This is a genomic window from Oryzicola mucosus (genome assembly GCF_014534685.1).
GTDB lineage: Bacteria > Pseudomonadota > Alphaproteobacteria > Rhizobiales > Rhizobiaceae > Oryzicola > Oryzicola mucosus.
This window is the reverse complement of record NZ_JACVVX010000005.1, coordinates 15,464-42,116: the sequence shown is the minus strand read 5'-3', so window position 1 is coordinate 42,116 and position 26,653 is coordinate 15,464. Positions and strand designations below refer to the sequence as shown.

Annotated in this window: 31 protein-coding genes and 1 tRNA gene; 19 read left to right on the top strand and 13 right to left on the bottom strand. The window is 60.6% G+C overall.

Annotated elements, in window-relative coordinates:
* Window positions 1-71 precede the first annotated feature (71 nt).
* On the bottom strand, window positions 72-635 hold the full coding sequence (locus tag ICI42_RS16070) for a DUF2059 domain-containing protein (RefSeq protein ID WP_188165619.1): 564 nt from the start codon (window positions 633-635) through the stop codon (window positions 72-74).
* 18 nt (window positions 636-653) lie between these two features.
* The gene (rpiA, locus tag ICI42_RS16065) at window positions 654-1,352 is read right to left on the bottom strand and encodes a ribose-5-phosphate isomerase RpiA (protein ID WP_188165618.1); all 699 of its coding nucleotides are present in this window, start codon (window positions 1,350-1,352) and stop codon (window positions 654-656) included.
* A gap of 150 nt (window positions 1,353-1,502) precedes the next feature.
* On the opposite strand from rpiA, the gene ICI42_RS16060 reads away from it, so the two are divergent.
* From ICI42_RS16060 to ICI42_RS16045, 4 genes are all read left to right on the top strand, one after another.
* Window positions 1,503-2,186 (top strand): phosphoglycolate phosphatase, encoded by a 684-nt coding sequence (locus ICI42_RS16060; RefSeq protein WP_188165617.1) that lies wholly within the window; start codon window positions 1,503-1,505, stop codon window positions 2,184-2,186.
* Window positions 2,187-2,254: 68 nt separating this feature from the next.
* Window positions 2,255-2,329, top strand: a tRNA-Val gene (locus tag ICI42_RS16055).
* Window positions 2,330-2,429: 100 nt separating this feature from the next.
* Window positions 2,430-2,618, top strand: a complete 189-nt coding sequence (locus ICI42_RS16050; protein ID WP_188165616.1) for a type II toxin-antitoxin system HicA family toxin — start codon at window positions 2,430-2,432, stop codon at window positions 2,616-2,618.
* A 3-nt stretch (window positions 2,619-2,621) separates the two neighbouring features.
* Complete coding sequence (locus ICI42_RS16045; protein ID WP_188165615.1) at window positions 2,622-3,023, top strand: type II toxin-antitoxin system HicB family antitoxin; 402 nt, start codon at window positions 2,622-2,624, stop codon at window positions 3,021-3,023.
* Window positions 3,024-3,037: 14 nt separating this feature from the next.
* Here the strand turns inward: ICI42_RS16045 and ICI42_RS16040 are convergent, their stop codons facing one another.
* The 3 genes from ICI42_RS16040 to ICI42_RS16030 all read right to left on the bottom strand — a co-directional run bounded on the left by ICI42_RS16040 (window position 3,038) and on the right by ICI42_RS16030 (window position 6,490).
* Window positions 3,038-4,909 (bottom strand): L,D-transpeptidase family protein, encoded by a 1,872-nt coding sequence (locus ICI42_RS16040; protein WP_188165614.1) that lies wholly within the window; start codon window positions 4,907-4,909, stop codon window positions 3,038-3,040.
* A 188-nt stretch (window positions 4,910-5,097) separates the two neighbouring features.
* A complete protein-coding gene (locus tag ICI42_RS16035; RefSeq protein ID WP_188165613.1) occupies window positions 5,098-5,988 on the bottom strand; it encodes a protein-methionine-sulfoxide reductase heme-binding subunit MsrQ in 891 nt (296 codons plus the stop codon).
* Window positions 5,989-6,139: 151 nt separating this feature from the next.
* Complete coding sequence (locus tag ICI42_RS16030) at window positions 6,140-6,490, bottom strand: gamma-butyrobetaine hydroxylase-like domain-containing protein (protein WP_188165612.1); 351 nt, start codon at window positions 6,488-6,490, stop codon at window positions 6,140-6,142.
* A 206-nt stretch (window positions 6,491-6,696) separates the two neighbouring features.
* Here ICI42_RS16030 and moaA point away from each other — a divergent pair, with 206 nt between their 5' ends.
* From moaA to ICI42_RS15985, 9 genes are all read left to right on the top strand, one after another.
* The gene (moaA, locus tag ICI42_RS16025) at window positions 6,697-7,692 is read left to right on the top strand and encodes a GTP 3',8-cyclase MoaA (protein ID WP_188165611.1); all 996 of its coding nucleotides are present in this window, start codon (window positions 6,697-6,699) and stop codon (window positions 7,690-7,692) included.
* A 170-nt stretch (window positions 7,693-7,862) separates the two neighbouring features.
* On the top strand, window positions 7,863-8,783 hold the full coding sequence (locus ICI42_RS16020) for a DMT family transporter (RefSeq protein ID WP_188165610.1): 921 nt from the start codon (window positions 7,863-7,865) through the stop codon (window positions 8,781-8,783).
* A gap of 2 nt (window positions 8,784-8,785) precedes the next feature.
* Window positions 8,786-9,427, top strand: coding sequence for a molybdenum cofactor guanylyltransferase MobA (gene mobA, locus ICI42_RS16015; protein WP_330999186.1), 642 nt, complete (start codon window positions 8,786-8,788; stop codon window positions 9,425-9,427).
* A complete protein-coding gene (gene mobB / locus ICI42_RS16010; RefSeq protein WP_188165609.1) occupies window positions 9,424-9,936 on the top strand; it encodes a molybdopterin-guanine dinucleotide biosynthesis protein B in 513 nt (170 codons plus the stop codon). Before mobA ends, mobB begins: the two co-directional genes overlap by 4 nt.
* Window positions 9,937-10,154: 218 nt before the next feature.
* Window positions 10,155-10,913 carry an ABC transporter substrate-binding protein gene (locus tag ICI42_RS16005; RefSeq protein ID WP_188165608.1) on the top strand — a complete coding sequence of 253 codons (759 nt, stop codon included), beginning with the start codon at window positions 10,155-10,157 and terminating at the stop codon, window positions 10,911-10,913.
* Window positions 10,914-11,039: 126 nt separating this feature from the next.
* Entirely contained in the window at window positions 11,040-11,753 is a 714-nt protein-coding gene (locus tag ICI42_RS16000) for an ABC transporter permease (protein WP_188165607.1), read from the top strand.
* Window positions 11,750-12,583, top strand: a complete 834-nt coding sequence (locus ICI42_RS15995; protein ID WP_188165606.1) for an ABC transporter permease — start codon at window positions 11,750-11,752, stop codon at window positions 12,581-12,583. The genes ICI42_RS16000 and ICI42_RS15995 overlap by 4 nt, the downstream gene beginning before the upstream one ends.
* 61 nt (window positions 12,584-12,644) lie before the next feature.
* Window positions 12,645-13,517: an NAD(P)-dependent oxidoreductase gene (locus ICI42_RS15990; protein ID WP_188165605.1), complete on the top strand. Its 873-nt coding sequence runs from the start codon at window positions 12,645-12,647 to the stop codon at window positions 13,515-13,517.
* A complete protein-coding gene (locus tag ICI42_RS15985) occupies window positions 13,514-14,209 on the top strand; it encodes a DNA alkylation repair protein (RefSeq protein ID WP_188165604.1) in 696 nt (231 codons plus the stop codon). The genes ICI42_RS15990 and ICI42_RS15985 overlap by 4 nt, the downstream gene beginning before the upstream one ends.
* Here ICI42_RS15985 and ICI42_RS15980 read toward each other — a convergent pair whose 3' ends face one another.
* The 4 genes from ICI42_RS15980 to ICI42_RS15965 form a co-directional block, all read right to left on the bottom strand.
* Window positions 14,210-14,701, bottom strand: coding sequence for an Lrp/AsnC family transcriptional regulator (locus ICI42_RS15980; protein WP_188165603.1), 492 nt, complete (start codon window positions 14,699-14,701; stop codon window positions 14,210-14,212).
* A 92-nt stretch (window positions 14,702-14,793) separates the two neighbouring features.
* Window positions 14,794-15,432 carry a uracil-DNA glycosylase family protein gene (locus ICI42_RS15975; RefSeq protein ID WP_188165602.1) on the bottom strand — a complete coding sequence of 213 codons (639 nt, stop codon included), beginning with the start codon at window positions 15,430-15,432 and terminating at the stop codon, window positions 14,794-14,796.
* Window positions 15,429-16,040 carry a glutathione S-transferase gene (locus ICI42_RS15970; protein ID WP_188165601.1) on the bottom strand — a complete coding sequence of 204 codons (612 nt, stop codon included), beginning with the start codon at window positions 16,038-16,040 and terminating at the stop codon, window positions 15,429-15,431. The genes ICI42_RS15975 and ICI42_RS15970 overlap by 4 nt, the downstream gene beginning before the upstream one ends.
* Complete coding sequence (locus tag ICI42_RS15965; protein WP_188165600.1) at window positions 16,037-16,654, bottom strand: thermonuclease family protein; 618 nt, start codon at window positions 16,652-16,654, stop codon at window positions 16,037-16,039. Before ICI42_RS15965 ends, ICI42_RS15970 begins: the two co-directional genes overlap by 4 nt.
* A 72-nt stretch (window positions 16,655-16,726) precedes the next feature.
* Here ICI42_RS15965 and ICI42_RS15960 point away from each other — a divergent pair, with 72 nt between their 5' ends.
* Window positions 16,727-18,247 carry a sensor histidine kinase gene (locus ICI42_RS15960; RefSeq protein ID WP_188165599.1) on the top strand — a complete coding sequence of 507 codons (1,521 nt, stop codon included), beginning with the start codon at window positions 16,727-16,729 and terminating at the stop codon, window positions 18,245-18,247.
* Here ICI42_RS15960 and ICI42_RS15955 read toward each other — a convergent pair.
* Window positions 18,244-19,245, bottom strand: coding sequence for a nicotinate-nucleotide--dimethylbenzimidazole phosphoribosyltransferase (locus ICI42_RS15955; protein WP_188165598.1), 1,002 nt, complete (start codon window positions 19,243-19,245; stop codon window positions 18,244-18,246). The two genes, ICI42_RS15960 and ICI42_RS15955, sit on opposite strands and share 4 nt — an antisense overlap.
* A gap of 159 nt (window positions 19,246-19,404) precedes the next feature.
* On the opposite strand from ICI42_RS15955, the gene ICI42_RS15950 reads away from it, so the two are divergent.
* A complete protein-coding gene (locus ICI42_RS15950) occupies window positions 19,405-19,623 on the top strand; it encodes a DUF1289 domain-containing protein (protein WP_188165906.1) in 219 nt (72 codons plus the stop codon).
* Window positions 19,624-19,639: 16 nt separating this feature from the next.
* Window positions 19,640-20,344 carry a TIGR02281 family clan AA aspartic protease gene (locus ICI42_RS15945; RefSeq protein WP_188165597.1) on the top strand — a complete coding sequence of 235 codons (705 nt, stop codon included), beginning with the start codon at window positions 19,640-19,642 and terminating at the stop codon, window positions 20,342-20,344.
* Between the two features lie 29 nt (window positions 20,345-20,373).
* Here the strand turns inward: ICI42_RS15945 and dusA are convergent, their stop codons facing one another.
* Window positions 20,374-21,366: a tRNA dihydrouridine(20/20a) synthase DusA gene (gene dusA / locus ICI42_RS15940; protein ID WP_269140782.1), complete on the bottom strand. Its 993-nt coding sequence runs from the start codon at window positions 21,364-21,366 to the stop codon at window positions 20,374-20,376.
* 164 nt (window positions 21,367-21,530) lie between these two features.
* Between dusA and ICI42_RS15935 the strand changes: the two genes are divergently transcribed.
* The 3 genes from ICI42_RS15935 to ICI42_RS15925 all read left to right on the top strand — a co-directional run bounded on the left by ICI42_RS15935 (window position 21,531) and on the right by ICI42_RS15925 (window position 23,651).
* Window positions 21,531-22,643 (top strand): transporter substrate-binding domain-containing protein, encoded by a 1,113-nt coding sequence (locus ICI42_RS15935; RefSeq protein ID WP_188165595.1) that lies wholly within the window; start codon window positions 21,531-21,533, stop codon window positions 22,641-22,643.
* A gap of 99 nt (window positions 22,644-22,742) precedes the next feature.
* A complete protein-coding gene (locus tag ICI42_RS15930) occupies window positions 22,743-23,177 on the top strand; it encodes a pseudoazurin (RefSeq protein ID WP_188165594.1) in 435 nt (144 codons plus the stop codon).
* Between the two features lie 177 nt (window positions 23,178-23,354).
* The gene (locus tag ICI42_RS15925) at window positions 23,355-23,651 is read left to right on the top strand and encodes a DUF982 domain-containing protein (RefSeq protein ID WP_188165593.1); all 297 of its coding nucleotides are present in this window, start codon (window positions 23,355-23,357) and stop codon (window positions 23,649-23,651) included.
* 50 nt (window positions 23,652-23,701) lie between these two features.
* Here the strand turns inward: ICI42_RS15925 and recJ are convergent, their stop codons facing one another.
* Together recJ and glpX are read right to left on the bottom strand one after the other, a co-directional pair.
* Window positions 23,702-25,495 carry a single-stranded-DNA-specific exonuclease RecJ gene (recJ, locus tag ICI42_RS15920; RefSeq protein ID WP_188165592.1) on the bottom strand — a complete coding sequence of 598 codons (1,794 nt, stop codon included), beginning with the start codon at window positions 25,493-25,495 and terminating at the stop codon, window positions 23,702-23,704.
* 58 nt (window positions 25,496-25,553) lie between these two features.
* Window positions 25,554-26,531 (bottom strand): class II fructose-bisphosphatase, encoded by a 978-nt coding sequence (gene glpX, locus ICI42_RS15915; protein WP_188165591.1) that lies wholly within the window; start codon window positions 26,529-26,531, stop codon window positions 25,554-25,556.
* Window positions 26,532-26,653: the final 122 nt, after the last annotated feature.

The window sequence follows — 26,653 nt, the reverse complement described above, 5'->3', positions numbered from 1 at the left end:
TGGGACGGACAAAGAAAAGCCCGGCTGTACCGGGCTATTCTTTTATTCAGTGGATCAGTGAGTTGGACCGCTCAGTTCGGCGTCGCGGGAACGGCCGGCGTTGCGCCGCTTGCTGCATTGGCGGCCGGAGAATTCGGAGCTTGTGCGCGCAGCGTTTCGCCGACCTGCTCGGCCAGATCCCGCGCGATGCCGTTCTGCCAGATGTCGGCGGCCTTTACGATCTCACGCGAGACAATCGGACCATCCGAAAGCAGCTTCTTGCCCGCTTCCGAGTTGTAGAAGGCGGCGATTGCCTTGAGCTGCGGCTCGGTGAAGGACCGCGCATAGACCAGCGCGGCTTCTTTTTCGAGATCGGCGCGGCGCGAGGCCAGAGCCAGCGTCTTTTCATCGACCGTCTGGGTGATGAGAGCGTCGAGGTCCGGGCTCTGCTGAATGAGTTGCTCCTTCAGAGCGCCGGCTGCTTGCGGCAGGATCATGTCGAAGGAATCGGTCGCATGAATTGCTGAGATGGCGGCCTGCGCCGCCTTCAGGTGGGTCTCCGACACTTCCTGCGCCTGGGCGACGGATGCGATGGCGAGGAAGGCGGACGCTGTCGCCATGGTTGAAAAGCGGCGCAGCCTGGTGGTCAGGATCATTGTGGAAGGTCTCCCCTGTTAGCGAGCCGGAACGACGGTTCTTATACCATCGGAACCGGCAATGACTGCAAGCGATGCGAGACCGAGAAAAAGCCCGTGCTCGACAACGCCTGGAATGGCATGCAGCGCATCTGACAGCGCTCTTGGATCGGGAATGCGGCCAAAAGATGCATCCAGGATGAAATGGCCCCCATCGGTGACGAAGGTTTTCCCTTCTCGCTCACGCAGTACGATGGCGCCAGAAAGGCCGAGCTTTTCGGCCGCGGCGCCGATGGCGATACGCGTGGACGCGAGACCGAACGGATTGACCTCGATGGGCAATGGAAACCGGCCCAGCGTGTCGACGAGCTTGGTGGCGTCGGCGATCACGATCATCTTGGCAGACGCTGCGGCGACGATCTTTTCACGCAGCAATGCGCCACCGCCGCCCTTGATGAGCGACAGCGCGGGATCGATCTCGTCGGCGCCGTCGATGGTCAGGTCGAGTTCGGGGGTTTCTTCCAGCGTCGACAGCGGCACGGAAAGCTCGCGGCACAATGAAGCCGTGCGTTCGGAGGTCGGCACACCGACGATCTCCATGCCCGCAGCAACCTTCTCGGCCAGCAGGCGGACGAATTCCTCCGCGGTGGAACCGGTGCCGATTCCGAGTCGCATGCCATGTTCGACATGATCGAGCGCGGCTCGCGCCGCCTCTATCTTGAGGGCTCTTGCATCCATGAAGAAAATCGCCTGAGAACCGGAAACTGGCTGGCTCTAGCATTTTTGCCGGTTGGGTCAAAGGCTTTATCCCACGTCACGGCCGGTCGCCTTGCCTCGTCTGTCCGCACGGGTTATCGCAACGTCACCTCAACAACGGGCACGCTTTTCATGAAAAAACCCATCATCGTCTTCGACCTCGACGGCACGCTCGTCGACACCGCCCCCGACCTTTTGGAGAGCCTCAACGAAAGCCTGGTGGCCGGCGGATTGTCCCGGGTCGACGATGCTGCATTTCGCCGATTCGTCGGTCATGGCGGCAAGGTGATGATCGAACGCGCCTACAATGCCCAGAAGCGGATCCTCGACGCAATCGAGCACGACCGTCTGCTCTCGGTGTTCCTCGACCACTATTCGGCGAACATTCCGGGCAAGTCGCAGCCCTATCCCGGCGTCATCGCTGCCATGGACCGCTTCACCGAGGCAGGTTATCTGCTTGCGGTCTGCACCAACAAATACGAAAAACTCGCCATCAGCCTGATAGCCGCGCTCGGCCTCGGGCCGCGTTTCGCAGCGATTACCGGACCGGACACGTTCGGCTTCCGCAAGCCCGACCCGCGCCACCTGACCGAGACGATTGCCCTGGCCGGCGGCGACCCGACACGCGCCGTGATGATCGGCGATTCGCAAACCGACATCGACACGGCGAAGGCTGCCGGCATTCCGGTCGTCGCCGTCGACTTCGGCTATACCGACCGGCATGTGCGTGAGTTCGAGCCGTCCGCTGTTATCTCCCATTTCGACGAACTGACCGTCGACCTGGCAGAAAGATTGATCGCCGCAGCAAATCGCTGACGGTCATCCTTGACTTAACGCGCCGCCCTATCTTATATCGCGGCGCGTTCGGCCGATAAGGCTGCGACGGGCGATTAGCTCAGCGGGAGAGCACACCCTTCACACGGGTGGGGTCATAGGTTCAATCCCTATATCGCCCACCATTTTCTATTCACTCTCCGAGATAACCTTTCAAGCCAGCTTGTGCTGTTCGGCGCCAGCCGCTCGTTGCCCCAAATTGCGTTTATGTGTATAAATACACATATGAAGAGCGCCGAAATCATTTCATTTTTGGAAAAGGACGGTTGGCGCGAAGTAGCCCGGAAAGGTAGCCATGTTCAGTTCAAACATCCTCATAAACCTGGCCGGGTGACCGTTCCTCATCCCAAACGCGATGTTCCTATTGGGACTCTCAAAAGCATCGAAATGCAATCCGGGCTCAAGTTGAGGTAGCAGATGCGTCAATATATCGGTTTGATTCATAAAGAAGCCCATAGTGATTTCGGGGTCTCTTTCCCCGATTTTCCGGGTGCCATCACGGCCGGCATCGATCTCGACGACGCAAGGCGCATGGCAGAAGAGGCCTTGGCTTTGCATATCGACGGCTTGATCGAAGACGGAGAGGCTTTGCCCGAACCTTCGACGTTGGAGCAGGTAATGAACAACGAGCAGAATCGCTCTGCCGTCGCCATTCTCGTTGCCGTCAGAACCGAGCCACGCCAATCGGTGCGTATCAACATCACCCTGCCGAAAGACATTCTGACTGAAATAGACGCTTTCGCCGCGGCACACGGTTATACTCGGTCCGGATTTTTGGCTCAGGCAGCGAAGAAAGCGATCAATTCCGAAGCGGCCTGACCCAACCAGCAGAATCAGCTGCTGGGCGCCCTCACCTCCACGGTGCGTTTCATCGCCTCAAGGACGCGGCTGTCGCGGTCGTAGACGTCGGTGAAATACTCCATCCTGCCGTCGGCCAGCGGCCATGCGGTGAAGTAGGCCACATAAACCGGAATGTCGCGATTGACCTTCTCGGTGGAGTGTCCCTTCTTCAGCTTGTCGGCGATGTAGTCGACAGACGTGCCGAGAACGGCCGCTGCCATGCCGCGCGGATCGGCAAGCCGCACGCAACCATGGCTGAAGGCGCGCATGTCGCGATCGAACAGCGCTTTCTGCGGCGTGTCGTGCATGTAGATGGCATGCTTGTTGGGGAACAGTATTTTCAACTCGCCCAGCGCGTTTGCTTCGCTTGGCGCCTGCCGGACGCCGAAGGGCACCTTTCCGCCATACTGGCTCCAGTTGATCGCCGAAGACGGAACGCGCTTGCCCTTGGCATCGACCACCTCATAGCCGGCACGATCCAGATAGCCGGGGTCGTTGCGCAGGCGCGGCAACATCTCGTTGACGATGATCGACTGCGGCACACCCCAATAGGGATTGTAGTCGACCTGCTTGATCTTATCGAAGAAGAAAGTGGTCTGGGTGCCCTTGGCGCCGATCACCGTGCGCGTCTTCAGCTTCTCCTGGCCGCCTTCGATATAGGCTGCGGTGAAGGCCGGCTGGTTGATGAAAACGCGGGTGTCGCCCAGTTCGGAGGGATGCCAGCGCAACTGTTCCAGCGCCACGACTACCTTGCCGATGCGGTCGGCCTTGGACGTACCCGCCAGCATGGCGACTGTACGCGGCCCGATCACGCCGTCCTGCTTCAGCCCCTCGCGCTTCTGAACCGCCTTCATCAGCGGAATGAGCTCGTCGGTGTAGGTTTCGGTGGTCGACAACCGGGAGAGCAGGTCGCCGAACTCGCTGCGCATCTGGTCGTCGAGATCGCGATTGATCAGTTGCAGCAGCTTGGGCAGTTCGGGGCTCGTCTCGCCGGGCTTCAAAAGCAGCTTGGCGTCGACGACGATCTCGTTTTCTTCGCTGGCGTGGAGTGCTGCCAACTCGGTGCGGAGCGCCTTGTATTCGGGGCTTTGCGGATGCTGGGCTTCGAGCAAGGCAGCCGTGTCTTCCCCCGACGAGAGTGCTGACAAGACACCTGCCAGATCAAGAGGCTTGGCCGGGAAATCGTGATAGCCGGAGAGCTTGTTGGGATTGATTACCCCAGCATGTGCGTCACGCGTATAGCGCAGCACCCGCGCCGACAGTTCCATCTCATAGCGGATCAGGCCGTTCAGCTTGCCGGGCTCGACAGTCAACCCTGCGTCGGGCAACTGGACCTTGTAATCGGCGGCATCCAGGCCGTAGCTGCCCGCGTCGCCCAGGACCTGAGCGGCCTGCGCCGCCTTTGCATTAAGCGCACCGTCAGTGACCCAAACGAACTCCGGATGATCCGAGTAGTAGGCCACGACGGCCTTGCCGATTTCCGGCTCCGCCAGCATGTCGAACCCCTCAAGCCCGGAAAGAGCCTCGCGGAATGCACTGCTCATCACAGGCTCCAGCGAAGCCGACTGCGATTTCGCAGCCAGCGGCGAGAAGTCCACCTTGGCCAGCGCCTCGGCCTTATAGGTGTAATAGGACGGCGCCGAAATCTTCACCGGCTTGGCGGCAGCGGCTTTCTTGGGCGCAGCCTGACGTGGTTGAGCCGCAGGGGGCGGAGGCGGGAATTCAGTGCGCTCGGAACGCCGCAAGCCGCCGCCGAACAGTTTGTCGAACAGCCCCTGAGCCTGGACCGGCGCGGTGGTCACGGTCAGGCTCGCAACAAGGGCTGCGAGCGGCAGGGCTGCGGAGGTCTTGCGGAAAACGTTCATTTCTATCCCCTCAACCGTCGCCAGCCAGGCATCAATCCTGTCGACGGGTTTTTGTCCGCACGCGATGCGGACGCATGGCATCACGCCATCGATTCATACCTTCATCGTTAAATTTGTATAAATTCTCGCAGAACCGTTTCGAAATGATTTCACATCTTTGCGAGATCGAAACTTAAGTGCTGTGCCAATCAGGCAACGCCACGCGCCGGCTTGGCCCTGCGCCCGCGCCCCTGCCCCGCGGGAATAAGCGGCCGCGCCGCGCAGGCCAAGGCAACCGCCAGCCCTGTCGCCAGAACCCACCATGACGGGCGGATGGCAAAGGCGAACTGCAGATTTGCGGCCAAAACACGCTGCGGCGGCACTCCGGTGGCAATCGCATACCAGGCAAACTCGAGCGCGGCGGTGAGCAGCCCGCCAAGGACGGCAATGATTGCGAGCGTGATCGGCGATTGCAGATTGAAGCCGCGCCCCTGCGCGACGCGATAGCTCATCAACAAAACAAAAAATCCGGCAATCAGGGTGGCCTGATAAACATCCGCCTTCGACTGCATGAAATAATGCAGCACCGCGAGAATACCGATGGGGTAGACGATTTTGTGCAGGCGGTTCCAGTTTCCACCAAGTCGGCGGACGGCCGCATCCGTAGACGTCATGCCCAAAACGACAAGACCGAGCAGAGCGACGAAGCCGATGGTGAGATAGATGCGAAGCAGAATTTCGCTACCCACCCGCAGAAGGTCGAATTTCATGTCGGTGATGTAGAGCGCGAAATGGCCAAGCGCGTAAAACAACGCCGCCAAGCCGAGCATGCGCCTGACATTGATTAGTTTCGGGAACTGGAGAATGCGCCGCAGCGGTGTGACAGCCAACGACAGCATCAGAAAGCGGATGGCCCAATCGCCGGTTTGGTGGATTGCCTCGGTCAAAGGGCGCGGCCCAAGCGCAGCCAGCCCCGGCGCGCCCTGGAAACCGCCGGTGGCGGCACGAACAGCCAGCAGTGCTATCGGCACCAGCGTTCCAAAAAACACCACCGCTTTCAGCGGCGAGACCTTTCCGGCGCGGTCGGTCCAAGGCTTCATTCAGGCACGTCTCCTGCACTGGGCCTCAACATAGGCCTACGAGGCTTATACGGCAGCCGCGCCCGGTTTGTTGCGCACAAAAAGCATCACATAGTTTTGAACTCTCCAGGCGATCTCCGCGCTCGGCGCACTGCTGGCTGGCCTATGCCGATCAGTCACGCGACAGCCCTTTCCCTTCCAGTTCATCGAGATAGCTCGTCCAGCGCTCCTGTTTCTCATGGGAGAGCGTATGCAGATAGCTCCAGGTAAAAATACCGGTGTCGTGGCCATCGTCGAATGTGATGCGAACTGCGTAGTTGCCGACAGGTTCGATCTTGAAGATCGAGACCATGCGTTTGCCCGGCACCGTCACACGTTGCTCGGGAGAATGCCCTTGCACCTCGGCGGAGGGTGACAGAACCCGCAAGAATTCTGCCGGCAGTTCGACCGGCGCATGGTCAGGAAAAGTCACCGTCAGCGTGCGGCGGTCCTTTGAGACCCGTAATTCCTTGGGAGGGATCATAGTTGTATTCCGATTCCAGAGACCGCGACTGTAGCCGCAAGCCGCCTCGCGCAGAAGGGTTTGAAGGTCCGTGACCGTGTTCTGTGCCAAAGTTCTGCTTCGACTTGATCGATTCAGCTTGATTGCAGGCGCATGAGATACAAAATAAGGATACAAGGACGGTCTTGCCGCGTGCAGGATCGCAACAGGGAACGGAACCGCTGGTCATGACCATGATCGACCCATTCGGCCGCTCGATCGACTACCTCAGGGTGTCGGTGACGGACCGGTGCGATTTCCGCTGTACCTATTGCATGGCGGAAGACATGGTGTTCCTGCCGAAGAAGGATTTGCTTTCGCTCGAAGAACTCGAGCGGCTGTGCACCGTGTTCATCGAAAAAGGCGTCAAAAAGCTTCGGCTGACCGGCGGAGAACCGCTGGTGCGCAAGAACGTCATGCACCTCGTGCGCCAGGTGTCGAGGCATCTCGAAACCGGTGCGCTGGAGGAACTGACCTTCACCACCAATGGCTCACAGCTCGCACGCTTCGCCAGCGAACTGGCCGATTGCGGCGTCAAGCGCATCAATGTCTCGCTCGACACGCTCGATCCCGAAAAATTCCGCGCCATCACACGCTGGGGCGACCTCGGCAAGGTGATCGCCGGCATCGACGCAGCCCAGGCGGCGGGCATCAAGGTGAAAATCAACGCGGTGGCGTTGAAGGACTTCAACGATGCTGAGATTCCCGGCATCATGCGCTGGGCGCATGGTCGCGGCATGGATATGACCGTCATCGAAACCATGCCCATGGGCGATATCGAGGGCGACCGCACAGACCAGTATCTGCCTTTGTCGCTGTTGCGGGGCAAGCTCGAACGCGACTTCACGCTGACCGACATTCCGTTCAAAACCGGGGGGCCGGCGCGCTATGTGACCGTCGCGGAGACCGGCGGTCGGCTGGGCTTCATCACGCCGATGACGCATAATTTCTGCGAAAGCTGCAATCGTGTCCGCATCACCTGCACGGGAACGCTCTATATGTGCCTGGGTCAGGACGACGCGGCCGATCTGCGTGGCCCGCTCCGCGCGTCGGAAGGCAATGAACTGCTTTCCCGGGCTATCGACGAGGCCATCGGCCGCAAGCCGAAAGGCCATGATTTCGTCATCGACCGGCGCACCAACCGGCCCTCCGTCTCTCGGCACATGAGCGTGACCGGCGGCTGACCTCGGATCATCGAGGTGTTTTCTCCCCACCGCTCGTCCATTGCCGTTTTGCGATACCCTCCCATATCAAGGCCCTATACGACCCAGGCTTTGGACCATTGACGGCTGGCGTCAAAGGTTCATGACGGGCAGCGGATATGCGGGGGAGCAGCGCGACATGGAAAAAGTCCTTGGCACAGAGTGAGAATGCGCGCGCCGCGGTCTATATGACCATGGCCATGGCCGGCTTCGTCGTAAACGATACCATCACCAAGTTCACCTCCTCCGAGCTCAACGTTGGCCAGATCATGTTCGTGCGCGGACTGTTCGCCACGATCTTCATCGTGCTGCTGGCCTGGAGGGCCGGAGCGTTCAACGTCTCATTGCGGGCAACCAGCAAGCTGGTCTTCGTCCGCGCATTGGCCGAAATGTGCGCCACGGGAACGTTTCTGATAGCAATCGCCCATCTTCCGCTCGCCAACATCTCGGCGGTGCTGCAGGCCTTGCCGCTCGCCGTGACCATGGGAGCGGCGTTGTTTCTCGGCGACAGAGTGGGCTGGCGGCGCTGGCTGGCGATCACGGTGGGATTCATCGGGGTGTTGATCGTCGTTCGACCCGGCCTGGAAGGTTTCAACAGCTTTTCCGTGCTGACGCTTTTGTCGGTGTTCTTCTGCGCCGTCAGGGATCTGGTGACCCGAAAAGTCCCTGGTTCCGTTCCAACTTTGCTTATATCGTCCGTATCCTCAGCATCCGTGTGCCTGCTCGGCGCCGTCATGATCGAGCCCATGGGTGGGTGGAGACCGATGGGGCTATCGACGGTGTTTTTGCTGCTGCTTTGCGCCGGAATGCTTATCATCGGCTATCAGTGCGTCATCGCCGCCATGCGCAGCGGAGACATCTCTTTTGTCGCGCCGTTCCGTTATACGTCTCTGATATGGGCTATCGCGCTGGGCTTTGCGGTGTTTGGCGAGATTCCCGACATGTTCACGCTGGCAGGCTCCATCGTCATCATCGCCTCGGGAATTTACATGCTCTATCGCGAGCGCGCTGTGGACAGCCAGCTTCCGGCCGCAAAAAGCACCAGCCCCTCCATGGCGCCTGACGGAGTGTAGATGTGGCCGTCGCCAACCCAGAGCATAGGCGAGTTGCGGGTGTCATTCTCGCAGGCGGTCGCGCCAGCCGGATGGGCGGCGGCGAAAAGGGCTTGCTCGATTTGGGCGGCAAGACTCTGTTGCAGCGTGTGGCCGACCGACTTGCTCCGCAGGTCGACGTCGTTGCGCTGAACGCCAATGGCGAACCGGATCTCTTCGCATCGCTGGGTGTTCCCGTCATTGCCGACACACTGCCCGATCGGCAAGGTCCGCTGGCGGGGGTCCTTGCCGGCATCATCTGGGCGCGCAGCCAGAACCGTTTCTCGGATTTGGTGACCGTCACCTGCGATACGCCGTTTCTTCCAACCGATCTGACGGCAAGACTTCTCGCGGCGCGCCAGCGTGACAACGACCTCGTTATCGCAGCTTCGAACGGACGCCATCACCCCGTCTTCGCCCTCTGGCCACTTGGCGTGGAGAAAAAACTGGCGCATTTCCTCAAGACGCAATCGGACCGAAGCGTCATGGCCTTCATAAGGAACTGCGGATATGTCTCTGTCTCATTTGATTTTATTCGCTGCGGCGATCAATCTGTCGATCCGTTCTTCAACATCAACACACCTCGGGACCTGACCGAGGCGGCTCAATACATCGACATGGCATGACCCAGCGCATTCTCGGCATTACCGGTTGGAAGAATTCCGGCAAGACCACACTCACTGAACGGCTGGTCACTGAACTGACGCGGCGTGGCTGGACGATATCCACCATCAAGCATGCGCATCACGAGTTCGATATCGACAAGGAAGGCACCGACAGCTTCCGCCACCGGGCGGCGGGTGCCGGCGAAGTCGCCATCGTCTCCGGCCGGCGATGGGCGCTGATGCATGAGTTGCGGCAGGAGAATGAGCCCGCCATGGACGTCATTCTTGCCCGGTTGGCGCCCTGCGATCTGGTGCTTGTCGAAGGCTACAAGCGCGAGGCTCATGCCAAGATCGAAACACGCCGGCTTAGTGCGAAAGATCGCATGCCCCTGACCCAGCAGGACGCCCATATTGTCGCGGTTGCTGCAGATCATCCAGTATCAGGCGAGGCTGTGCCGATATTCGATCTTAACGACATCGCCACGATTGCGAATTTTGTTGAAAGCACGACGGGACTAAAGTCGACGTAACGCTGCGAAATCTCCACACCGATGATCCTCTTTTTTCAGATTACCCTGCAAGCATCGGTTTCCAAGGGAGATTTCCTGCTATGCGCGCAATTTCGGCATTCTCTTTTGTGATTGATTTTTGAGCGGAAACAATGGGAGTATCTAGATCATGAAGCGGCAGCGATGCCGTCAGGCGGATAGAGCAATTTATGCCAACGCCATCACATGAGAGGACTAAAATGCGGACTTTCACGCGTATCGCGCTCGCAGCCACCGCTGTTCTTGCCCTTGCCGCCGGTTCGGCACAGGCGCAGGAGACAGTTCTGAAGATCGGCACAGAGGGTGCCTATCCTCCCATGAACAACCTGACTTCCAGCGGCGAACTGGAAGGCTTCGACATCGACATCGCCAAGGCTCTCTGCGACGAGATGAAGGTGAAGTGCGAGTTCGTCACCCAGGATTGGGACGGCATCATCCCCGCGCTGCAGGCGAAGAAGTTCGATGCGGTCATCGCGTCGATGTCGATCACGCCCGAGCGCCAGGAGCAGGTTGCTTTCAGCAATCCCTACTACACAAATTCGCTGGTCTTCGTCGCGCCGAAGGAGTCCAAATTCTCCGCCGAGACGACTGACGGCACGACCATCGGAGTCCAGCAGGGCACGATCGCTGCCGACTTCGCTGAAAAAACCTATCCCGGCGCCGATGTGAAAGCCTACCCGACGCAGGTTGAGGCCTATACCGATCTGTCGAACGGCCGTCTCGATGCCGTTCTCGCCGATTTCGGCCCGCAATATGGCTGGCTCAAGGGTGCCGACGGCGCATGTTGCGACATCAAGGGCGGACCCGTCGCGTCCGACGACAAGATCGGCATTGCCGTCCGCAAAGACGACACTGAGCTCGTCAACAAGCTGAATGCGGCGCTGGACGCCATCCGTGCGAATGGAAAATACAAGGAAGTCAACGACAAGTACTTCTCGTTTGACGTGTTCGGCGGCTAAACCGGCATGAACGGAAACGAATGGCGGATATTTACATTTCCGCCATTCGCTTTAGCTTCACCTGATCCTGCAACGGTGGCATTCACCTGAGCACACTCCAAGCCGGTCGAAGGATCCTGGCACTTTATGGACAGCGCCCTGACGCTCCTGAGTTTCGGCCCCGACGGATGGGGCGACAACATTGCCCTTGGCACCCTGATCACCGTTTGCCTGGCATTGGCGACACTGCCGTTCGGGTTGGTCGCCGGCTTCTTCGTCGCACTGGCCAAGCAATCGGGCGAACCCTCCCTGCGGCTCGCCGGCAACATCTACACCACCATATTCCGTGGGCTTCCTGAGCTTCTCACCCTCTTCCTGGTCTATTATGGCGGGCAGATCGCGCTGCAGGCCCTGATGCGCTCCCTGGGGCAGGAAACAACGATCGAAATCAATGCCTTCCTGGCGGGTATGATCGCGCTGGGCGTGATGTTCTCGGCCTACGCCAGCGAAGTGTTTCTGTCGGCGTTTCGCGCCATACCGCGCGGCCAGTATGAAGGCGGCTACGCTGTCGGCCTCACCGGCTTCCAGACCATGCGGCTGGTGGTGCTGCCACAGATCATCCGCATTGCCCTGCCCGGCCTGTCCAATCTCTGGCTGAACCTCTTGAAGGATACCGCGCTGGTTTCGGTGATCGGACTGTCCGACATCCTGCGCCAGACCGGCATCGCTGCGCGCGTCACGAACCAGCAGTTCCTCTTCTTCGGCATCGCCTGCCTCGTCTATCTGGTGCTGGCGATCATCTCGTCCTTCGGCATCAACGCCATCGAACGCAGCGTCGCCCAGCGTGGAGCGCCGAAATGAGCGCGGTCGCGATGGACAGTGCCGCAGCCGAAAAGCCGCCGGAGGCGCGCCGTGGCTGGCCGGCGACGCGCATTCTCGGCTGGACGCTCATGCTGTTTTGGGGAGCGGTTGCTGGAGGGATCGTCGTATATCTCGTTGAAGTCTGGAATCCGGCGCTCTTCGACCGGTACTTCCCGGCCTACATGTCCGGTCTTTGGGTAACGCTCCAGCTCGTTCTCATCTCGATCGTCATCGGAGCAATCCTTTCGGTCCCCATCGCCTATGGGCGCATGTCGAGCAATCGCTGGCTCGGGGGCTTCGCCTATGGCTACGTCTATTTCTTCCGTGGCACCCCGCTCCTCGCACAAACCTTCCTGATCTATTACGGCCTCGGCTCGTTCCGGCCGCAGCTGGAGGCGGTAGGGCTCTGGAGTTTCTTCCGCGACGCGTGGTATTGCGCGATCTTCGCGTTCTCCCTCAACACCGCAGCCTATCAGGCCGAGATTCTGCGCGGCGCTATCCAGAGTGTCAGCAAGGGCCAATGGGAGGCATCGAAGGCGCTCGGCCTTGACCGGCTGAAAACCTTGCGGCTCATTGTAATGCCCCAGGCGATGCTGGTCGCCTTGCGGCCTTACGGCAACGAGATCATCCTGATGATCAAGGGCTCGGCTATCGTCTCCATCATCACGGTGTACGATCTGATGGGCGAAACCAGGCGGGCATTTTCGCGCACCTTCGACTTTCAGACCTACATCTGGGCCGCGATCATCTATCTTCTGATCGTCGAGGTCTTGAGATTCGTCACTGAGCGGATCGAAGGCCGTCTCACCAGGCACCTGGTTCGCCGCTAACTCTTTCCTTTTTGCCCGTATCGATTATCAAGAGCCAACCTGAAAATGGAAGGATCTAGTCATGGCTTCGGTTGCTTTCCTCGGACTTGGCGTGATGGGGTATCCCATGGCCGCACATCTCAAGAACAAGGGCGGCCATGACGTCACGGTCTACAACCGCACCGCCGCAAAAGCCGATCAATGGGTCGCCCAGCATGGCGGCGCCATGGCGCTGACGCCTGCCGAGGCAGCCGAAGGCAAGGACTTCGTCTTCTGCTGCGTAGGCAATGACGATGACCTTCGCTCCGTCACCATTGGCGTGGACGGCGCGTTCTCGGCCATGAAGAAGGGCGCTGTCTTCGTCGACAACACGACCGCCTCGGCCGAGGTCGCACGTGAGTTGTCCGCAGCGGCAAAGGCCGCCGGCTTCGAGTTCCTCGACGCGCCGGTTTCAGGCGGTCAGGCCGGTGCGGAAAATGGCGTGCTGACCGTCATGGTCGGCGGCGAGCAGGCCGTGTTCGACACGGCCAAGCCCGTGATCGATGCCTTCGCCCGGATGGTCGGCCTGATGGGACCCTCGGGCGCGGGCCAACTCACCAAGATGATGAACCAGATCTGTATTGCAGGCTTGGTCCAGGGCCTCGCCGAATCCATCCATTTCGGCAAGAAGGCCGGGCTGGACATCGAGAAGGTGATGGACGTTCTGTCCAAAGGCGCCGCTGGATCGTGGCAGATGGAAAACCGCCACAAGACCATGAACCAGGGCAAATACGACTTCGGCTTCGCGGTCGACTGGATGCGCAAGGACCTGGCGATCTGCCTTGAGGAGGCTGACAGCAATGGCGCCAGCCTGCCGGTGACCGCTCTGATCGACCAGTTCTACAAGGACGTGCAGAAGATGGGCGGCAAGCGCTGGGATACGTCGTCGCTGCTCGCCCGCCTCGAAAGGCAATGATCGGCCCCTCCTCCACGGCAGCCGACATCGTGGCGCATCTTCAGACGTTGCGCTCGGAAGAAAACATTGTCGGCATGGCGCGTTTCGGCATCCGCACGGAGACTGCGCTCGGCATTTCCAACCCGGACCTGCGGGGGATTGCCCGTGCAGTGAAGCGCAACCATGCTCGCGCGCTGCATTTGTGGGACAGCGACATTCGCGAGGCGCGCCTGCTTGGCCTTTACACTGCCGACCCAGCACAAACCAACGAGGCGCTGGCACGGCAATGGGCGGATGCGTTCAACTCCTGGGAAATCGTCGATACGGCCGCCGACCTCTTCGTCGAGGCAGAATTGCACCGGTCGCTGATAGAGGAGTTCGCAGCGGATGAGCGGGAATTCGTCCGCAGAACCGCCTTTGCCATGATAGCGGGTGCGGCGGTTCACCTGAAGCGGGAACCCGACGCAACCTTCATCGGATGGCTTCCGCTCATCGAGCGACATTCGAGCGACGAGCGGAATTTCGTGCGCAAGGCAGTCAACTGGGCGCTGCGCAATATCGGCAAACGCAACCGTGCCTGCCATGCAGAGGCAGTGACGCTGGCCCGCAGGCTTGCCGCCTCGTCCGGCAAGGCCGCCCGATGGATCGGCAGCGACGCGGTCCGCGAATTGACGTCGGCAAAGATGTTGGAGCGGCTGTCGAAAAAGGCCTGATCAGGCCGCGTTCGACCCCGATTCCTTGTCCAAGATCATGTAGTCCAGCGGCATCTCGGTCGTGTACTTGATCTGCTCCATGGCGAAGGAAGACGAGACGTCACGAATCTCGATCTTGGCGATGAGCCGCTTGTAAAAGGCGTCGTAGGCCGCGATGTCGGGCACTACGACGCGCAGCAGGTAGTCTACGTCACCGCTCATGCGATAGAACTCGACCACTTCCTGGAACTCCTGGATGACTTCCGAGAAGCGACGCAGCCATTCGTGGCTGTGCGAATTGGTACGGATCGACACGAAGACAGTTACGCGCGCATTGATCTTTTCCGGATCGAGTACGGCGACACGCCGTTTGATGACGCCTTCCTCTTCCAGCTTTTGGATTCGGCGCCAGCACGGGGTCGTGGACAGTCCGACCTTCTTGGCGACATCGGCCACAGCAAGGGTCGAGTCCTCCTGCAGGAGACGGAGGATTTTGCGATCGAGACGATCCATGAATGAGCTCCAGAAAAAATCCTCGCGATAATCCGGCGAATTTGCCGCGGTAACAAGAAAAAAATTCTCTCAGATATGCGATTTCGTAATTTTCAGTTCTCAGCAATCGCAGCAATGCGACGCCTGATTTCCAGCTTCAGAAAGGGCAGCAATTCCATTTCAAACCAAGGATTCTTTTTGAGCCAGCCTGTGTTGCGCCAGGATGGGTGCGGAAGGGCAAGAACATGGGGCGCGAATGTCTCGTCCCAGATGGCGCGCCAGTCGGCCACGGTGTCGGTCAGCGATGCGCGGCGCATCGAGCCGAGGTGCCACGCCTGGGCATAAAGCCCGATGGCGAGCACGAGGTCGATTTGCGGCATCAGGTCGACCAGTTGCCTGCGCCAAGCCGGCGCACATTCACGTCGAGGCGGCAGGTCGCCGCCCTTGGCATCCTGGCCAGGAAAGCAGAAACCCATCGGCACTATGGCAAAGTACCGAGGATCGTAGAAGGTCTCGCGACCGACACCCAGCCAATCGCGCAAGCGGTCGCCGGACGCGTCGTTGAACGGCAGGCCGGTTGCGTGAACCTTGGTCCCCGGCGCCTGCCCCGCGATCAGAACGCGCGCCGTCGCCGACGGCACCACAACGGGGCGCGGCTGATGCGGCAGAGGCTTGCCCAGAGGCGTCTCAACGCAAATCCTGCACGCGCGGATATCGTTGGCGAGCCGGTCGAGCGCAGGCCTTGCGGTCATGCCTTGGCGCTGGGGCGCGCCGTGACGGCTTTGTACCAGCGCCAGACGTGGGTCAAATCCTCGGGAAGAACGATACGCGCCGGCTTCATGAAATCGACAGCGATCATGCCAGTGATATCGGCAATGGTGTAGCTGTCGCCGGCGACGAACTCACGATTGGAGAGTTCGCCATCCAGAAAATGCAGGAACTCGAGCGCCTTGGGCTTGTTGGCCTCGCCCCATTGCGGGATTTGCGGCACTTCCCATCCCTCCATGGCAGGGTGAACATGGCGGAAAGCGGCGGCGACGCAGAACATGAAGTTGATCTCCATACGCCGCTGCCACATTTCGACCTGCGCCTTGCCCAAAGCTCCTGTACCGAACAAAGCGGGTTCGGGGTGAAGTTCCTCGAAATAACGGCATATCGCCACCGATTCGGTGAGGATCGTTCCGTCATCGAGTTCGAGCACAGGAAGCCGCTGCAGCGGATTGCGCGAAGACACGCTGTCGCCCCTGTGCTCCATCGCGGCCATGTCGACGGGCACAAGCGGCACGTCGATGCCTTTTTCCGCCAGGAACACGCGCACCCGGCGCGGATTGGGCGCCTTGCCTCCGTCGAACAGCTTCATGTGGTTGCTCCTTGCATGTTGGAAATTCTGAAAATTCCGCGCAGCCAGTTGGCAATGCGCTCATAGAGGCCGTGGTACTCTTCCGTCATGCCGCCATGATGGCTTCGCCAGTCACGGGGCCGATCAAAATCGCCGGACCAGAGACCGGCCAGATCCTGCCGCGCGGCGGCTTCTTCCGCCTCGTACCCTCCATAGGAAACAGCCCATCCCTTGCGTACCAGATCGCGGTTGAGATTGGCCTGGCCGTTCCAGCACTCCGCCAGCAGGCGTCCGTAGCGGTCATGTTCCCATCCTTCGCAGCGGATGGACGCGGTGCCGATCATGTCTTTGAGCGTCTCGCGTGCCATGCGCCCGCAGGGATAGTCGCGTCCGTCCCTGGCGCAGATCTGGTTCAGTTCGGGCGCATCGAGACCCCAGAGCCGGATGCGCGCACCCTTCACCGTGAGGCTGTCGCCGTCGTTGACATCGACCGCGCCGGCAAGCGTCTGTTTTGCCGCCTCGTTCAGGCGCAAAACCACCACGCCCGTCATGAAAAGCACCGCCGCAGCAAGCGCATAATCGAGAAATCTCCGCCGTTTCGTGGGCTTCGCCGAGGTAAAGCGAAATCTGCTCATGTGGCAAACAGTGTATTAATGATTGCACCTTAGCGTGGCGGCTTGTGTCCTAGTCAGAGTCTCGCAAGCCCCATGCCGTTGAGCGCCAACACGGCCGACAAGTTCATTGTGGATCGGAGCAAACGCCATCGCAACAGCGATGTCGCGCGCGCCGTTCGCAAGACGCGGGACCGTCTGCTGCAGCAGCCAGAAAACCCGACCTTCGAACGCGAGCTGCTGAAACAGCATGCCGGCACTGTGGTCAGCGGTTTTCTATCCGTGCCCTTTTTGGTGACTGCGGTCGCGGTCGTCAGCTACCTGCTGGGCATGGGACAGGCAACCCTGCTGTGGGCCGCCCTCACAATTATTGCCTATGGTTTTCTCGCCGTCATCGCCAAGCGGGTGTCTGCGTTACCCGCGGCGGAGATGAACCCGGCCGGCGTGCGCATGGAGTTTTTTCTGGGTCATCTGATGACCGGATTGGCTTGGTCTTTCTATGCCTCGCTGGGCTGCGCAAGCTGCGCGGTCGACGATCTCGCCGTCATCAAGGCCGTGGTGTTGCTCGTGGCCATGGCGGCGACCGCCATGCTCAGTTCCTCCTATCGCGGCGCGCTGTTTGCGACCTTTCTGATTCCCATCGCAGTCTTTGCCGTCACGGGTACCGCAAGCAGCGTGTCCATAGAGAGCGCAATGGCGTTTCTTCTGATCGTGGCGCTTCCCTTCTTCGCCTATGTCGTCAGAACCATGAGCCGCTCGGCTCTGATGACTTTGGCGCTGCGGTCTGAAATGGACTCGCTCGTGGCCGAGCTCGAGACCGCGAAAGCCTTTTCAGACGAGGCCCGTCGCCGCGCCGAGGATGCCAATCTGGCAAAATCGCGTTTTCTCGCCACCATGAGCCACGAACTGCGCACGCCGCTCAATGCCATTCTGGGCTTCTCCGAAGTGATGGCCAACGAGGTTCTCGGCAAGATGGGGAACAAGTCCTATCGCGAATACTCGCAGGACATCCACGATTCAGGCCAGCATCTCCTAGAACTCATCAACGAAATTCTCGACCTGTCGCGCATCGAGGCAGGGCGCTATCAGCTCAATGAAGCACCGGTCGCGCTGCTGAACGTCGTGGAGGATTGCTGCCATATGATGGAACTGCGGGCGCGGAACAAGGACATCCGCATCGAGCAGAATTTCGAGCATTTCCTGCCGAACCTCTTCGCCGACGAGCGCGCCATTCGGCAGATCACGCTAAATCTCTTGTCAAACGCGATAAAATTCTCGCCGTCCGGCACAAACGTCCTGGTACGGGTGGGCTGGACGGTCGGCGGCGGCCAATATGTTTCGGTCAAGGACAACGGCCCCGGCATCCCCCCGGAAGAGCTTCCGGTCGTGCTCGCAGCCTTTGGCCAAGGCAGCATCGCCATCAAGAGTGCGGAGCAAGGCACCGGGCTCGGCCTGCCGATCACACAAGGGCTTCTGGCGCTTCATGGCGGCGAGTTCGAGCTGAAGTCGAAGCTGCGCGAGGGCACCGAAGCCATCGCCATCTTCCCCGCATCGCGCGTCATGGAAGACGCTTCGGATCGCCCCGCGGCGGCAACCGCCTCCGGCGGTCGTTTCTAGCGGCGCAGGGCAGCCGCCAGTCCCGAAGCGACCATTGCGGAAGCCTTGACCACGCCAGCGGCCAGGGCAGCGCCCGCGGCTTCGCCATGGGCCATGTTGAAATCGAACAAGGGCTCAAGCCCCAACTCATCCACCAAACGGGCATGACCTGGTTCGGTCGTGATCTGGGCCAGAAGACAATGATCCAGCGCGGTCGGATTGGCTGTGTGCAGGATAGCGGCAGCGGCGGTGGTGGCATATCCGTCCAGGATCACGGGAATGCGCTCCATGCGAGCAGCCAGAATTGCCCCCGCAATGGCTGCGAATTCCCGTCCACCCAGGCGGCGCAACACTTCGAGAGGGTCGGACAGGTGGGCCGCGTGGAGTTTCAGCGCGGCATCGACGGCTTCGGCTTTGCGGGCCTGCATGGCGCCGTCGGCTCCCGACCCCTCGCCGACCCAGTCCTTGCCCTTGCCGCCGCACACGGCCGCCGAAAGAGCCGCGGCAACGGTACTGTTGCCAACGCCCATGTCGCCGATGCACATGAGATCGGTGCCACCGGCAATCGCCTCCATGCCGAAGGCCATGGTCGCCGCACAGCCACGCTCATCCAGCGCCGCCTCGACAGTGAAGTCGGCCGTAGAGAGATGCAGCGCCAGATCGAAGACCTTCAACCCGATGTCGTTGGCGATACAGATCTGGTTGATCGCCGCACCGCCGGCCGCGCACAGCTCGACCTCGCGCGCGGTCGCTTCGACCGAACGCGGCGAAATGCTCCTGGCGAGTGCGACGCCATGGTTGCCCGCGAATACGGCCACCTGCGGACGCAGAACGATGGGTGGCGCCTTGCCGCTCCACTCCGCCAGCCAGGCCGCGATATCCTCGACCCGACCCAGCGAACCAGAGGGCTTTTCCGACCGAGCGAACACATCGCGCACGGCCTCGCCCTTGGCCCGGTCACCATGAGGCAGATTGCCGATGAGCTGGCGGAAATCGTCGAACGGAAGAGCGCTGGTCATGTCGGATTGGCCTCGTATTCTGCTGCACAGGCCATAAAGGGCGGAAGGCGGGATGACAATCGCTGCGGCACAAACGGGCTTGCATCCTCGTCGCAGCTGTCCCATCTGGTAAAGGCCGCTCGCGGTGCCCGAATGACCTCCACCGAAACGGATATGAGCATCGAATCACCCTGCATACTGGTCTGCGCCATCGACGACGCCACCGGCTATTGCTTCGGGTGCGGGCGTACGCGCGACGAAATCGGCGCGTGGACCTCGATGACACCGGACATGCGACGCGCCGTCATGGACGCCTTGCCGGCTCGGCTCTCGGGAATCGTGCGAAAGCCCCGGCGCGAAACACGGCGCGCACGCATGGCGCGGGACAACAGCCTTTGACCATTGGAACCGCTGCATGAACCGTCTGTTCTGGATCGCTATTGCCATTCTCGGAATAGGCCTGATTCTGCTCTTGGTGAACGATAGTTCGGGCGAAGTGTTCGGAATTGCGAATGACGATTTCGGACGTTTCGTTTATCTCGGCGCACTGGTTGTGGTCATTGGCGCGGGCATGCTCACGAGGCGCGTGCGCCTGAGCGATACGCTTCGCCAGGCGGCGTTGTGGCTGTTGCTGATTCTGGTGCTGGTGGCTGGATATCAATATCGCTACGAGCTTCAGGACGTCGTGAGCCGTCTGACCGCAGGGTTTGTGCCGGGCAGCCCTCTTTCCGTCACCGACAGCGACGGCCGGATTTCCGTCACGCTCGAAAAAGCACCCAACGGCCATTTCGAGGCGCGCATGCTGATCAACGACACGACGATCCGCGCCATGGTCGACACTGGTGCGACAACGACCGTCCTGACGGCGGCGGATGCAGCCGCTGCCGGCTACGATCCCAAGACCCTGAACTACAACGTCCCTATCTACACTGCCAATGGCAGAGCACAGGCCGCAAGGATCACCGCCGACAGGGTCGCCGTCGGTGAGATCGAGCGGGAGCGGCTGCCTTTGCTCGTGGCCGAGGCCGGCATGTTGGGCCAGAGCCTGCTCGGCATGAACTTCATCGGCAGCCTGTCCGGTTTCGATGTGCGCGGCGACCGGATGATCTTGAGAGACTAATGTGCGACGGCATCCGCCGAGCGGGCAGATCAGGCAGCCTCTTGGGCAACGCTGAGGTCGACCGCGGCAAAAGCCTCGCGCAGAACCTCCGATCCGGCGCCGGGGCGGTTCGCTTCCATCGACAAGATCTGGCGGTATCGGCGCGCACCGGGGCGCCCCTGAAACAAGCCGACCATGTGTCGCGTCACATGTCCAAGGCGCCCGCCAGACGCGACGTGACGATCGGCATACTCGGCCATGCTGTCGATCAATCCGGGAAAATCGAGATCCTGCGGCGTTTGATCGGCAAGCAGCGCGTCCACCCCAGCAAGTATAGCAGGGGTCTGGTATGCGGCGCGGCCCATCATCACCCCATCCATGACCGATAGCTGCAACTTCACCTCATCAAGGGTGTGAAATCCACCATTTATCCCTATGAATTTATTGGGGCACGCCATTTTCAGCCGATGTACCCTATCATAATCCAACGGCGGAATTTCGCGGTTTTCCTTCGGGCTCAGGCCTTGCAGCCAGGCTTTTCTCGCATGCACCCACAAGGCATCCGCGCCCGCCGCGAATACGGTTTCCGCCACGGCATCGAGCGCTGTTTCAGGATCCTGATCGTCGACGCCGATGCGGCATTTCACCGTGACCGGGATCGTCACGGAGGCCTTCAGCGCAGCGACGCAAGCACCCACCACGTCGGGCGTGCGCATGAGGCAGGCACCGAACGTGCCGGACTGCACGCGGTCGGAGGGGCATCCGACGTTGAGATTGATCTCGTTGTAGCCGTATTCCGCACCGATGCGAGCCGCCTTGGCAAGCTTTTCCGGATCGGAACCGCCAAGCTGCAGCGCTACGGGATGCTCGCAGGCGTCGAAGCCAAGCAGCCGGTCGCGCGGCCCATGGAGGATCGCATCGGCCACCACCATTTCGGTGTAGAGCAACGCGCGCGCTGTCAACTGCCGGTGAAAAAACCGACAATGCCGATCGGTCCAATCGATCATGGGCGCGACGGCGAAAATTTTCTGCTTCGAATACAAAGGCTTATTGCGATCCGTCAAAAGTTGGGGCAGCAGTGAAGACGTCCCTTTACACTTGTTATGCGCATTATGCCACTTTTGGACATTGATCGTCGATGGAGACCACCAGTTTGCCCGCCCCCTTGCGCTTGACCAGTTCCAGCCTCTGCCGGAAACCTGCGGAAATGCGACGTTCCTGGCTCGTTCTGGTTTGGGCACTCGCGATCTGGTGCTTTGGCACTGTGGGCGCTGTCGCGCAGCAGGCGCCGGCGGAACAGTCGCCAACGCAACAGAGCGGACGCGTCGTCAATGTCGGTGTCTACGTCAGCCCGCCTTTTGTCATGGCGGGCAAGGATCGCACCTTTTCCGGCATGGCCATCGATGTTTGGGAAAGTGTCGCAGCCCATACCGGGCTCGCCTATCGCTACGTGCCCTATCCCACGATCAGCGGCCTATTGGATGCCACGCGCAGTTCTCAGATCGACATCGCGGTCACCAATCTGACCATCACGCGCGAGCGGGCCGAGACCATTTCCTACACTCAGCCGTGGTACGATGCCGGGCTGCGCATCATGGTCGTAAACAACGCTGGCAGCGGGTTTTCCGATCTGTTCAACGGGCTGCGGGATGCCGGTCACTTGCGGGGCTACGCCTCGCTTTTGGTCATCGTGCTTTTAGCGACGCTGGCGCTGACCCTCTTCGACCGGCGATTTGACCGGGACTTTCCACAGAGATGGCGAGAGGGTATCGCGGAAAGCCTGTTCCACGTCGTCTCGCTGGTCACCTCCGGAAAAACGACGCGCAAAAATCTCTTCGGCTGGCACGGACGGCTCATAGCCGCTTTCTGGATGATCTGCGGCGTCGCCACCCTCGCCTATGTCACCTCGTCCGTCACCAGCGTCATGACAGCCATATCGCTGACCCAGAACATCAATTCGCTGGCGGACCTGCCCGGCAAGACCGTCGGTGTGTTCACCGGCAGTGTCGCGGAACGCTTCATCGGCGACCTCGGCATCAGTTCGATTTCCTATGACGACCTGACGGACGCGGTACCAGCCCTCAAGGCAGGCCATATCGATGCCATTGTCGCCGATGCGCCGATCCTCGAGCACTACGACCATAGCAATCCCGAGCAGAAGATGGCCGTTGTCGGAAGCATCTTCCACCCCGACAAATATGGCTTTGCCTTCCCCTATGACAGCGATCTGACCACGCCAGTCACGTTGCAGGTGCTCGAGATGCAGGAAGACGGCACGCTCGCCATCATCAAGCAGAAATATTTCGGCAACTCGCCATGAACCGGTGAGCCGTATCGAGTTAAGCTTCGGCTTGCGCTGGATCAAATCCGCCGAGATGCGACAACGATATAGGGAAGCCTCAACTGAAGTGAGGCTCCCATGAAACGAATATTGATCGCCGCTGCCGCTATCCTGTCGCTTGCAGGCCAGGCATTTGCCGCCGACCACCAGATCCAGATGCTGAACAAGGGCGAGAAAGGCGCGATGGTGTTTCAGCCCGACTTCATTCAGGCGCAACCCGGCGATACCGTCACCTTCCTCCCAACCGATCGGCTGCATGACGCCGAGAGCATCAAGGGCATGATACCGGACGGGGCGGCACCCTTCAAAGGGAAGCTGAACGAACAGATCACCGTACAACTCGATGTTGAAGGCGTTTACGGCGTCAAATGCAGCCCGCACTATGGAATGGGGATGGTTGCTCTCATTGTCGTCGGCAAGCCGACCAATCTGGCCAGCGCCATGGCGGTGAAGCAGGTCGGTAACGCCAAAAAGAAGTTTGAAGCGCTCTTTGCAGCCGTGCCATCGGACTGAACCGGAGGACACAATATTATTCTTTGCGTGGAACCAACGTTCGTTTGATGCATTGATAGGCGATGCCATCATGCCGAAGTGTTTTTTGGTACGGCTTCCCTTCATAAAAAAGCAGGTCCGTAGTTCGGACGGTCCGCCTGGGAGATGAGCAGCCCCTACCTGACGGGAGGAAGCAGCATGGAACGTTTCGACTTTGCGTCGCCGGTTTTTGTGACAATCGATGAGGAATCCGAGGAAATCAGCTCGGTGACACAGGCCATCGAATTTTTGCGGCGGTGGCCGCAGGGCCGTAGAGGACCGGTCTATCGCTGCGCGGTAAACTGTTGCCAAGGTGCGATGGATGGCAGCATCGAGGTCGAAGCCGCCCGACAAGGGTTCGTCAGCTTCGCCAGAATCTCCGGAATATTGAACCGCGAAATGGCGATGCCGATGATGATGGGCGGACGTGCATCACATGGGGCCCTGATCAAATAAGGGCGTTATCCGCCCTTGGTTAACGCTTCGGCCCATATGGACGGCTAATATCATAGCTCTACGGCAGCAGCGTCCGAAATCCTGAATTGGGTGCTGCGGTTTCCGTTCCAGTGGTTAGCCGACAGCGAGCCGGCGATATGCACCAGCCTTCCAGAACTTCGGGATAAAAAATCGCCGAGGGGGGTATCCCCGACACGAAATGCCATGGCCTGGATACGACCGCCGAGTTCCGAGCGCAGGTCAACCCGCAGATGACCGGTCCCCACCGGCTGCGCGGCGAGGATGCGGTGGCGCGGCAGCACGAACACCGGCGACGGATGCCCCGAACCGAACGGCCCGGCCTTTTCAAGCGAGTCGACCAGCGCCAATGTCGCGCCTTCGGCCGTCAGCGCCCCATCGATTTTCAGCACCTCTTCTTCGCGCAACTTGAACACGTCGGCCGATGCGCGGTCTTCAATGAATGCGCGGAATTCGCCGAGTTTCTGCCGCTCGACGGTGATCCCGGCCGCCATGGCATGGCCTCCGCCCTTGACGAGCAAACCCATATCGACGGCTTCGCGAACCAGCCGGCCGAGATCGAAGCCGGGGATGGAGCGACCGGAACCGGAACCGGTGCCGCTGGCATTGAAGGAGATGGCGAAGGCTGGGCGGCGCGCATGATCCTTGAGCCGCGAGGCGATGAGCCCGACAATACCGGGATGCCAGTCCTGGCTCGCGGTAACGATGACCGCAGGCCCCTTCCCACCGGCCAGCTCCACATCTGCCTCGGCTCGCGCCTGCGCAAGCATCGCCTGCTCCATCGCCTGACGTTCCTGATTGAGCAGGTCGAGCGTCTCCGCAATCTTTCCCGCTTCAACCGGATCGTCTGTGGCTAGCAGCCGGCTGCCCAGCGCGGCGTCGCCGATGCGCCCACCGGCATTGATGCGCGGTCCGATCAGGAAGCCGAGATGGAAGGTGTTGATCGGCTCGCCGATGCGCGACACCCGGGCCAGTGCCGCAATGCCGGGATTGGCCTGTTGTCGCACGACCTGCAGGCCTTTGACGACGAAAGCGCGGTTGACGGCTGTCAGTTTCACGACATCGCAGACGGTGGCGAGCGCGACCAGATCGAGATAGCGCAGAAGATCGGGGCGCGGCGCATCGGGCATACGCTGCCGCAGTATGCTGGCCGTACGCACCAGCGTCAGGAACACCACCCCCGCCGCGCAAAGATGCCCCTGCCCCGAAAGATCGTCCTCCCGGTTCGGATTGACGACGGCGACGGCATCCTCAGGGAGCGTACCGCCGACCTGATGGTGATCGAGAACCACGACATCCGCGCCGGCCTCGCGCGCAGCGGTGATGGACGGCGCGCTGTTGGTGCCGCAGTCGACGGTGACGATCAGCGAGGCGCCGCGCGCGACCAATTCGCGCATGGCTTCCGGGTTCGGTCCATAACCCTCGAATATACGGTCGGGGATATAGATTTCGCTGCGGACGCCGAAATGATCAAGAAACAGAGCCATCAACGCGGATGAAGCGGCGCCGTCGACATCATAGTCGCCAAAGATGGCGACGCGCTCGCGCTGCTGGATCGCTGTAGCCAGCCGCTCCGCCGCCTTGTCCATGTCCGTCAGGCTGGACGGATTTGGCAACAAATCGCGTATGGTGGGATCGAGAAAACGCTCGGTCTCTTCCGCCGTCACCCCGCGCCCGGCCAGAACGCGAGCGACGATTTCCGGAACGCCATGCCCTTGGGCCATAGCAAGCGCAACGCGGTCGTCGCGCTCCGTGAGCCTGTGCTCCCACGTCAGGCCAGTGGCCGAACGCCGGACCCCCAGAAATATGCGGCGTTCGGATGTCATCGGGAAACTCCTGCGCCAATCGCCTCGGTCAGGCAAGCGGCGCAGGGCTGTGGAATGCTCAGAATTTGTCGAGGTCCTGGTGACGGGCGATGATCTCGCGCACGGTGCGCGAATAGGAGCGCAACACCAGCGTGTGGGTCCGGATCGAATCCTTGGAGAACTTGACGCCCGCAAGCATGTTGCCGTCGGTCACACCGGTCGCTGCAAACAGCACGTCGCCCTTGGCCATCTCGTTCACGGTGTAGATCTTGTTGGGATCGGAGATGCCCATGGTCGCCGCGCGGTCGATCTTTTCCTGCGAATCGAGCAGTAGACGGCCCTGCATCTGGCCACCCGTGCAGCGCAATGCCGCCGCAGCCAAAACGCCTTCGGGCGCGCCGCCGGTGCCGAGATAGATGTCGATTCCCGTCTCGTCGGGATCGGTGGTGTGGATGACGCCGGCCACGTCGCCGTCGCCGATCAGGCGGATGGCGGCACCCGTCTCACGCACCGCATCGATCAAGGCTTCGTGGCGAGGACGATCAAGAATGCAGGCGGTGATTTCGTTGACCGGAACGCCCTTGGCCTTGGCCACGGCGGCTATGTTCTCAGCCGGCGACAGATCCAGATTGATGATGCCTTCCGGATAGCCCGGACCGACGGCAATCTTGTCCATGTAAACATCCGGCGCATAAAGAAGGCTGCCCTTCTCGGCAATCGCGATGACGGCAAGCGAGTTCGGCAGGTTCTTGGCGCAGATGGTGGTGCCTTCGAGCGGATCGAGCGCGATATCGACCGCGGGACCTTCACCAGTGCCGACCTTCTCGCCGATATAGAGCATCGGCGCTTCGTCGCGTTCGCCCTCGCCGATCACCACGGTACCGCGAATGGCCAGACGATTCAGTTCCTGCCGCATGGCATCGACCGCGACCTGATCGGCCGCCTTTTCGTCGCCGCGCCCACGCAGACGCGCAGCAGCAACAGCGGCGCGTTCGGTTACGCGGGCCAACTCCATGGTGAGTATCCGGTCGAGACCGGCAAGTACGCTTTTCGGCATGTTGGTGGATCCTGAAAGAAGGGATTGCGCTCTACCCGAAGGGGTTAGCATCCTTTTGTCAAACCCGAATGACGACGGCAAGTGCCGTTGCCCGGTTTATCGAAAAGCGAAGCAAATCCAAT

What these genes read in the sequence shown, in the direction of transcription:
- ICI42_RS16070 (WP_188165619.1), bottom strand. Translation starts at nt 635, where the DNA reads ATGATCCTGACCACCAGGCTGCGCCGCTTTTCAACCATGGCGACAGCG.
- rpiA (WP_188165618.1), bottom strand. Translation starts at nt 1,352, where the DNA reads ATGGATGCAAGAGCCCTCAAGATAGAGGCGGCGCGAGCCGCGCTCGAT.
- ICI42_RS16060 (WP_188165617.1), top strand. Translation starts at nt 1,503, where the DNA reads ATGAAAAAACCCATCATCGTCTTCGACCTCGACGGCACGCTCGTCGAC.
- ICI42_RS16050 (WP_188165616.1), top strand. Translation starts at nt 2,430, where the DNA reads ATGAAGAGCGCCGAAATCATTTCATTTTTGGAAAAGGACGGTTGGCGC.
- ICI42_RS16045 (WP_188165615.1), top strand. Translation starts at nt 2,622, where the DNA reads ATGCGTCAATATATCGGTTTGATTCATAAAGAAGCCCATAGTGATTTC.
- ICI42_RS16040 (WP_188165614.1), bottom strand. Translation starts at nt 4,909, where the DNA reads ATGAACGTTTTCCGCAAGACCTCCGCAGCCCTGCCGCTCGCAGCCCTT.
- ICI42_RS16035 (WP_188165613.1), bottom strand. Translation starts at nt 5,988, where the DNA reads ATGAAGCCTTGGACCGACCGCGCCGGAAAGGTCTCGCCGCTGAAAGCG.
- ICI42_RS16030 (WP_188165612.1), bottom strand. Translation starts at nt 6,490, where the DNA reads ATGATCCCTCCCAAGGAATTACGGGTCTCAAAGGACCGCCGCACGCTG.
- moaA (WP_188165611.1), top strand. Translation starts at nt 6,697, where the DNA reads ATGACCATGATCGACCCATTCGGCCGCTCGATCGACTACCTCAGGGTG.
- mobB (WP_188165609.1), top strand. Translation starts at nt 9,424, where the DNA reads ATGACCCAGCGCATTCTCGGCATTACCGGTTGGAAGAATTCCGGCAAG.
- ICI42_RS16005 (WP_188165608.1), top strand. Translation starts at nt 10,155, where the DNA reads ATGCGGACTTTCACGCGTATCGCGCTCGCAGCCACCGCTGTTCTTGCC.
- ICI42_RS16000 (WP_188165607.1), top strand. Translation starts at nt 11,040, where the DNA reads ATGGACAGCGCCCTGACGCTCCTGAGTTTCGGCCCCGACGGATGGGGC.
- ICI42_RS15995 (WP_188165606.1), top strand. Translation starts at nt 11,750, where the DNA reads ATGAGCGCGGTCGCGATGGACAGTGCCGCAGCCGAAAAGCCGCCGGAG.
- ICI42_RS15990 (WP_188165605.1), top strand. Translation starts at nt 12,645, where the DNA reads ATGGCTTCGGTTGCTTTCCTCGGACTTGGCGTGATGGGGTATCCCATG.
- ICI42_RS15985 (WP_188165604.1), top strand. Translation starts at nt 13,514, where the DNA reads ATGATCGGCCCCTCCTCCACGGCAGCCGACATCGTGGCGCATCTTCAG.
- ICI42_RS15980 (WP_188165603.1), bottom strand. Translation starts at nt 14,701, where the DNA reads ATGGATCGTCTCGATCGCAAAATCCTCCGTCTCCTGCAGGAGGACTCG.
- ICI42_RS15975 (WP_188165602.1), bottom strand. Translation starts at nt 15,432, where the DNA reads ATGACCGCAAGGCCTGCGCTCGACCGGCTCGCCAACGATATCCGCGCG.
- ICI42_RS15970 (WP_188165601.1), bottom strand. Translation starts at nt 16,040, where the DNA reads ATGAAGCTGTTCGACGGAGGCAAGGCGCCCAATCCGCGCCGGGTGCGC.
- ICI42_RS15965 (WP_188165600.1), bottom strand. Translation starts at nt 16,654, where the DNA reads ATGAGCAGATTTCGCTTTACCTCGGCGAAGCCCACGAAACGGCGGAGA.
- ICI42_RS15960 (WP_188165599.1), top strand. Translation starts at nt 16,727, where the DNA reads ATGCCGTTGAGCGCCAACACGGCCGACAAGTTCATTGTGGATCGGAGC.
- ICI42_RS15955 (WP_188165598.1), bottom strand. Translation starts at nt 19,245, where the DNA reads ATGACCAGCGCTCTTCCGTTCGACGATTTCCGCCAGCTCATCGGCAAT.
- ICI42_RS15945 (WP_188165597.1), top strand. Translation starts at nt 19,640, where the DNA reads ATGAACCGTCTGTTCTGGATCGCTATTGCCATTCTCGGAATAGGCCTG.
- ICI42_RS15935 (WP_188165595.1), top strand. Translation starts at nt 21,531, where the DNA reads ATGCGACGTTCCTGGCTCGTTCTGGTTTGGGCACTCGCGATCTGGTGC.
- ICI42_RS15930 (WP_188165594.1), top strand. Translation starts at nt 22,743, where the DNA reads ATGAAACGAATATTGATCGCCGCTGCCGCTATCCTGTCGCTTGCAGGC.
- ICI42_RS15925 (WP_188165593.1), top strand. Translation starts at nt 23,355, where the DNA reads ATGGAACGTTTCGACTTTGCGTCGCCGGTTTTTGTGACAATCGATGAG.
- recJ (WP_188165592.1), bottom strand. Translation starts at nt 25,495, where the DNA reads ATGACATCCGAACGCCGCATATTTCTGGGGGTCCGGCGTTCGGCCACT.
- glpX (WP_188165591.1), bottom strand. Translation starts at nt 26,531, where the DNA reads ATGCCGAAAAGCGTACTTGCCGGTCTCGACCGGATACTCACCATGGAG.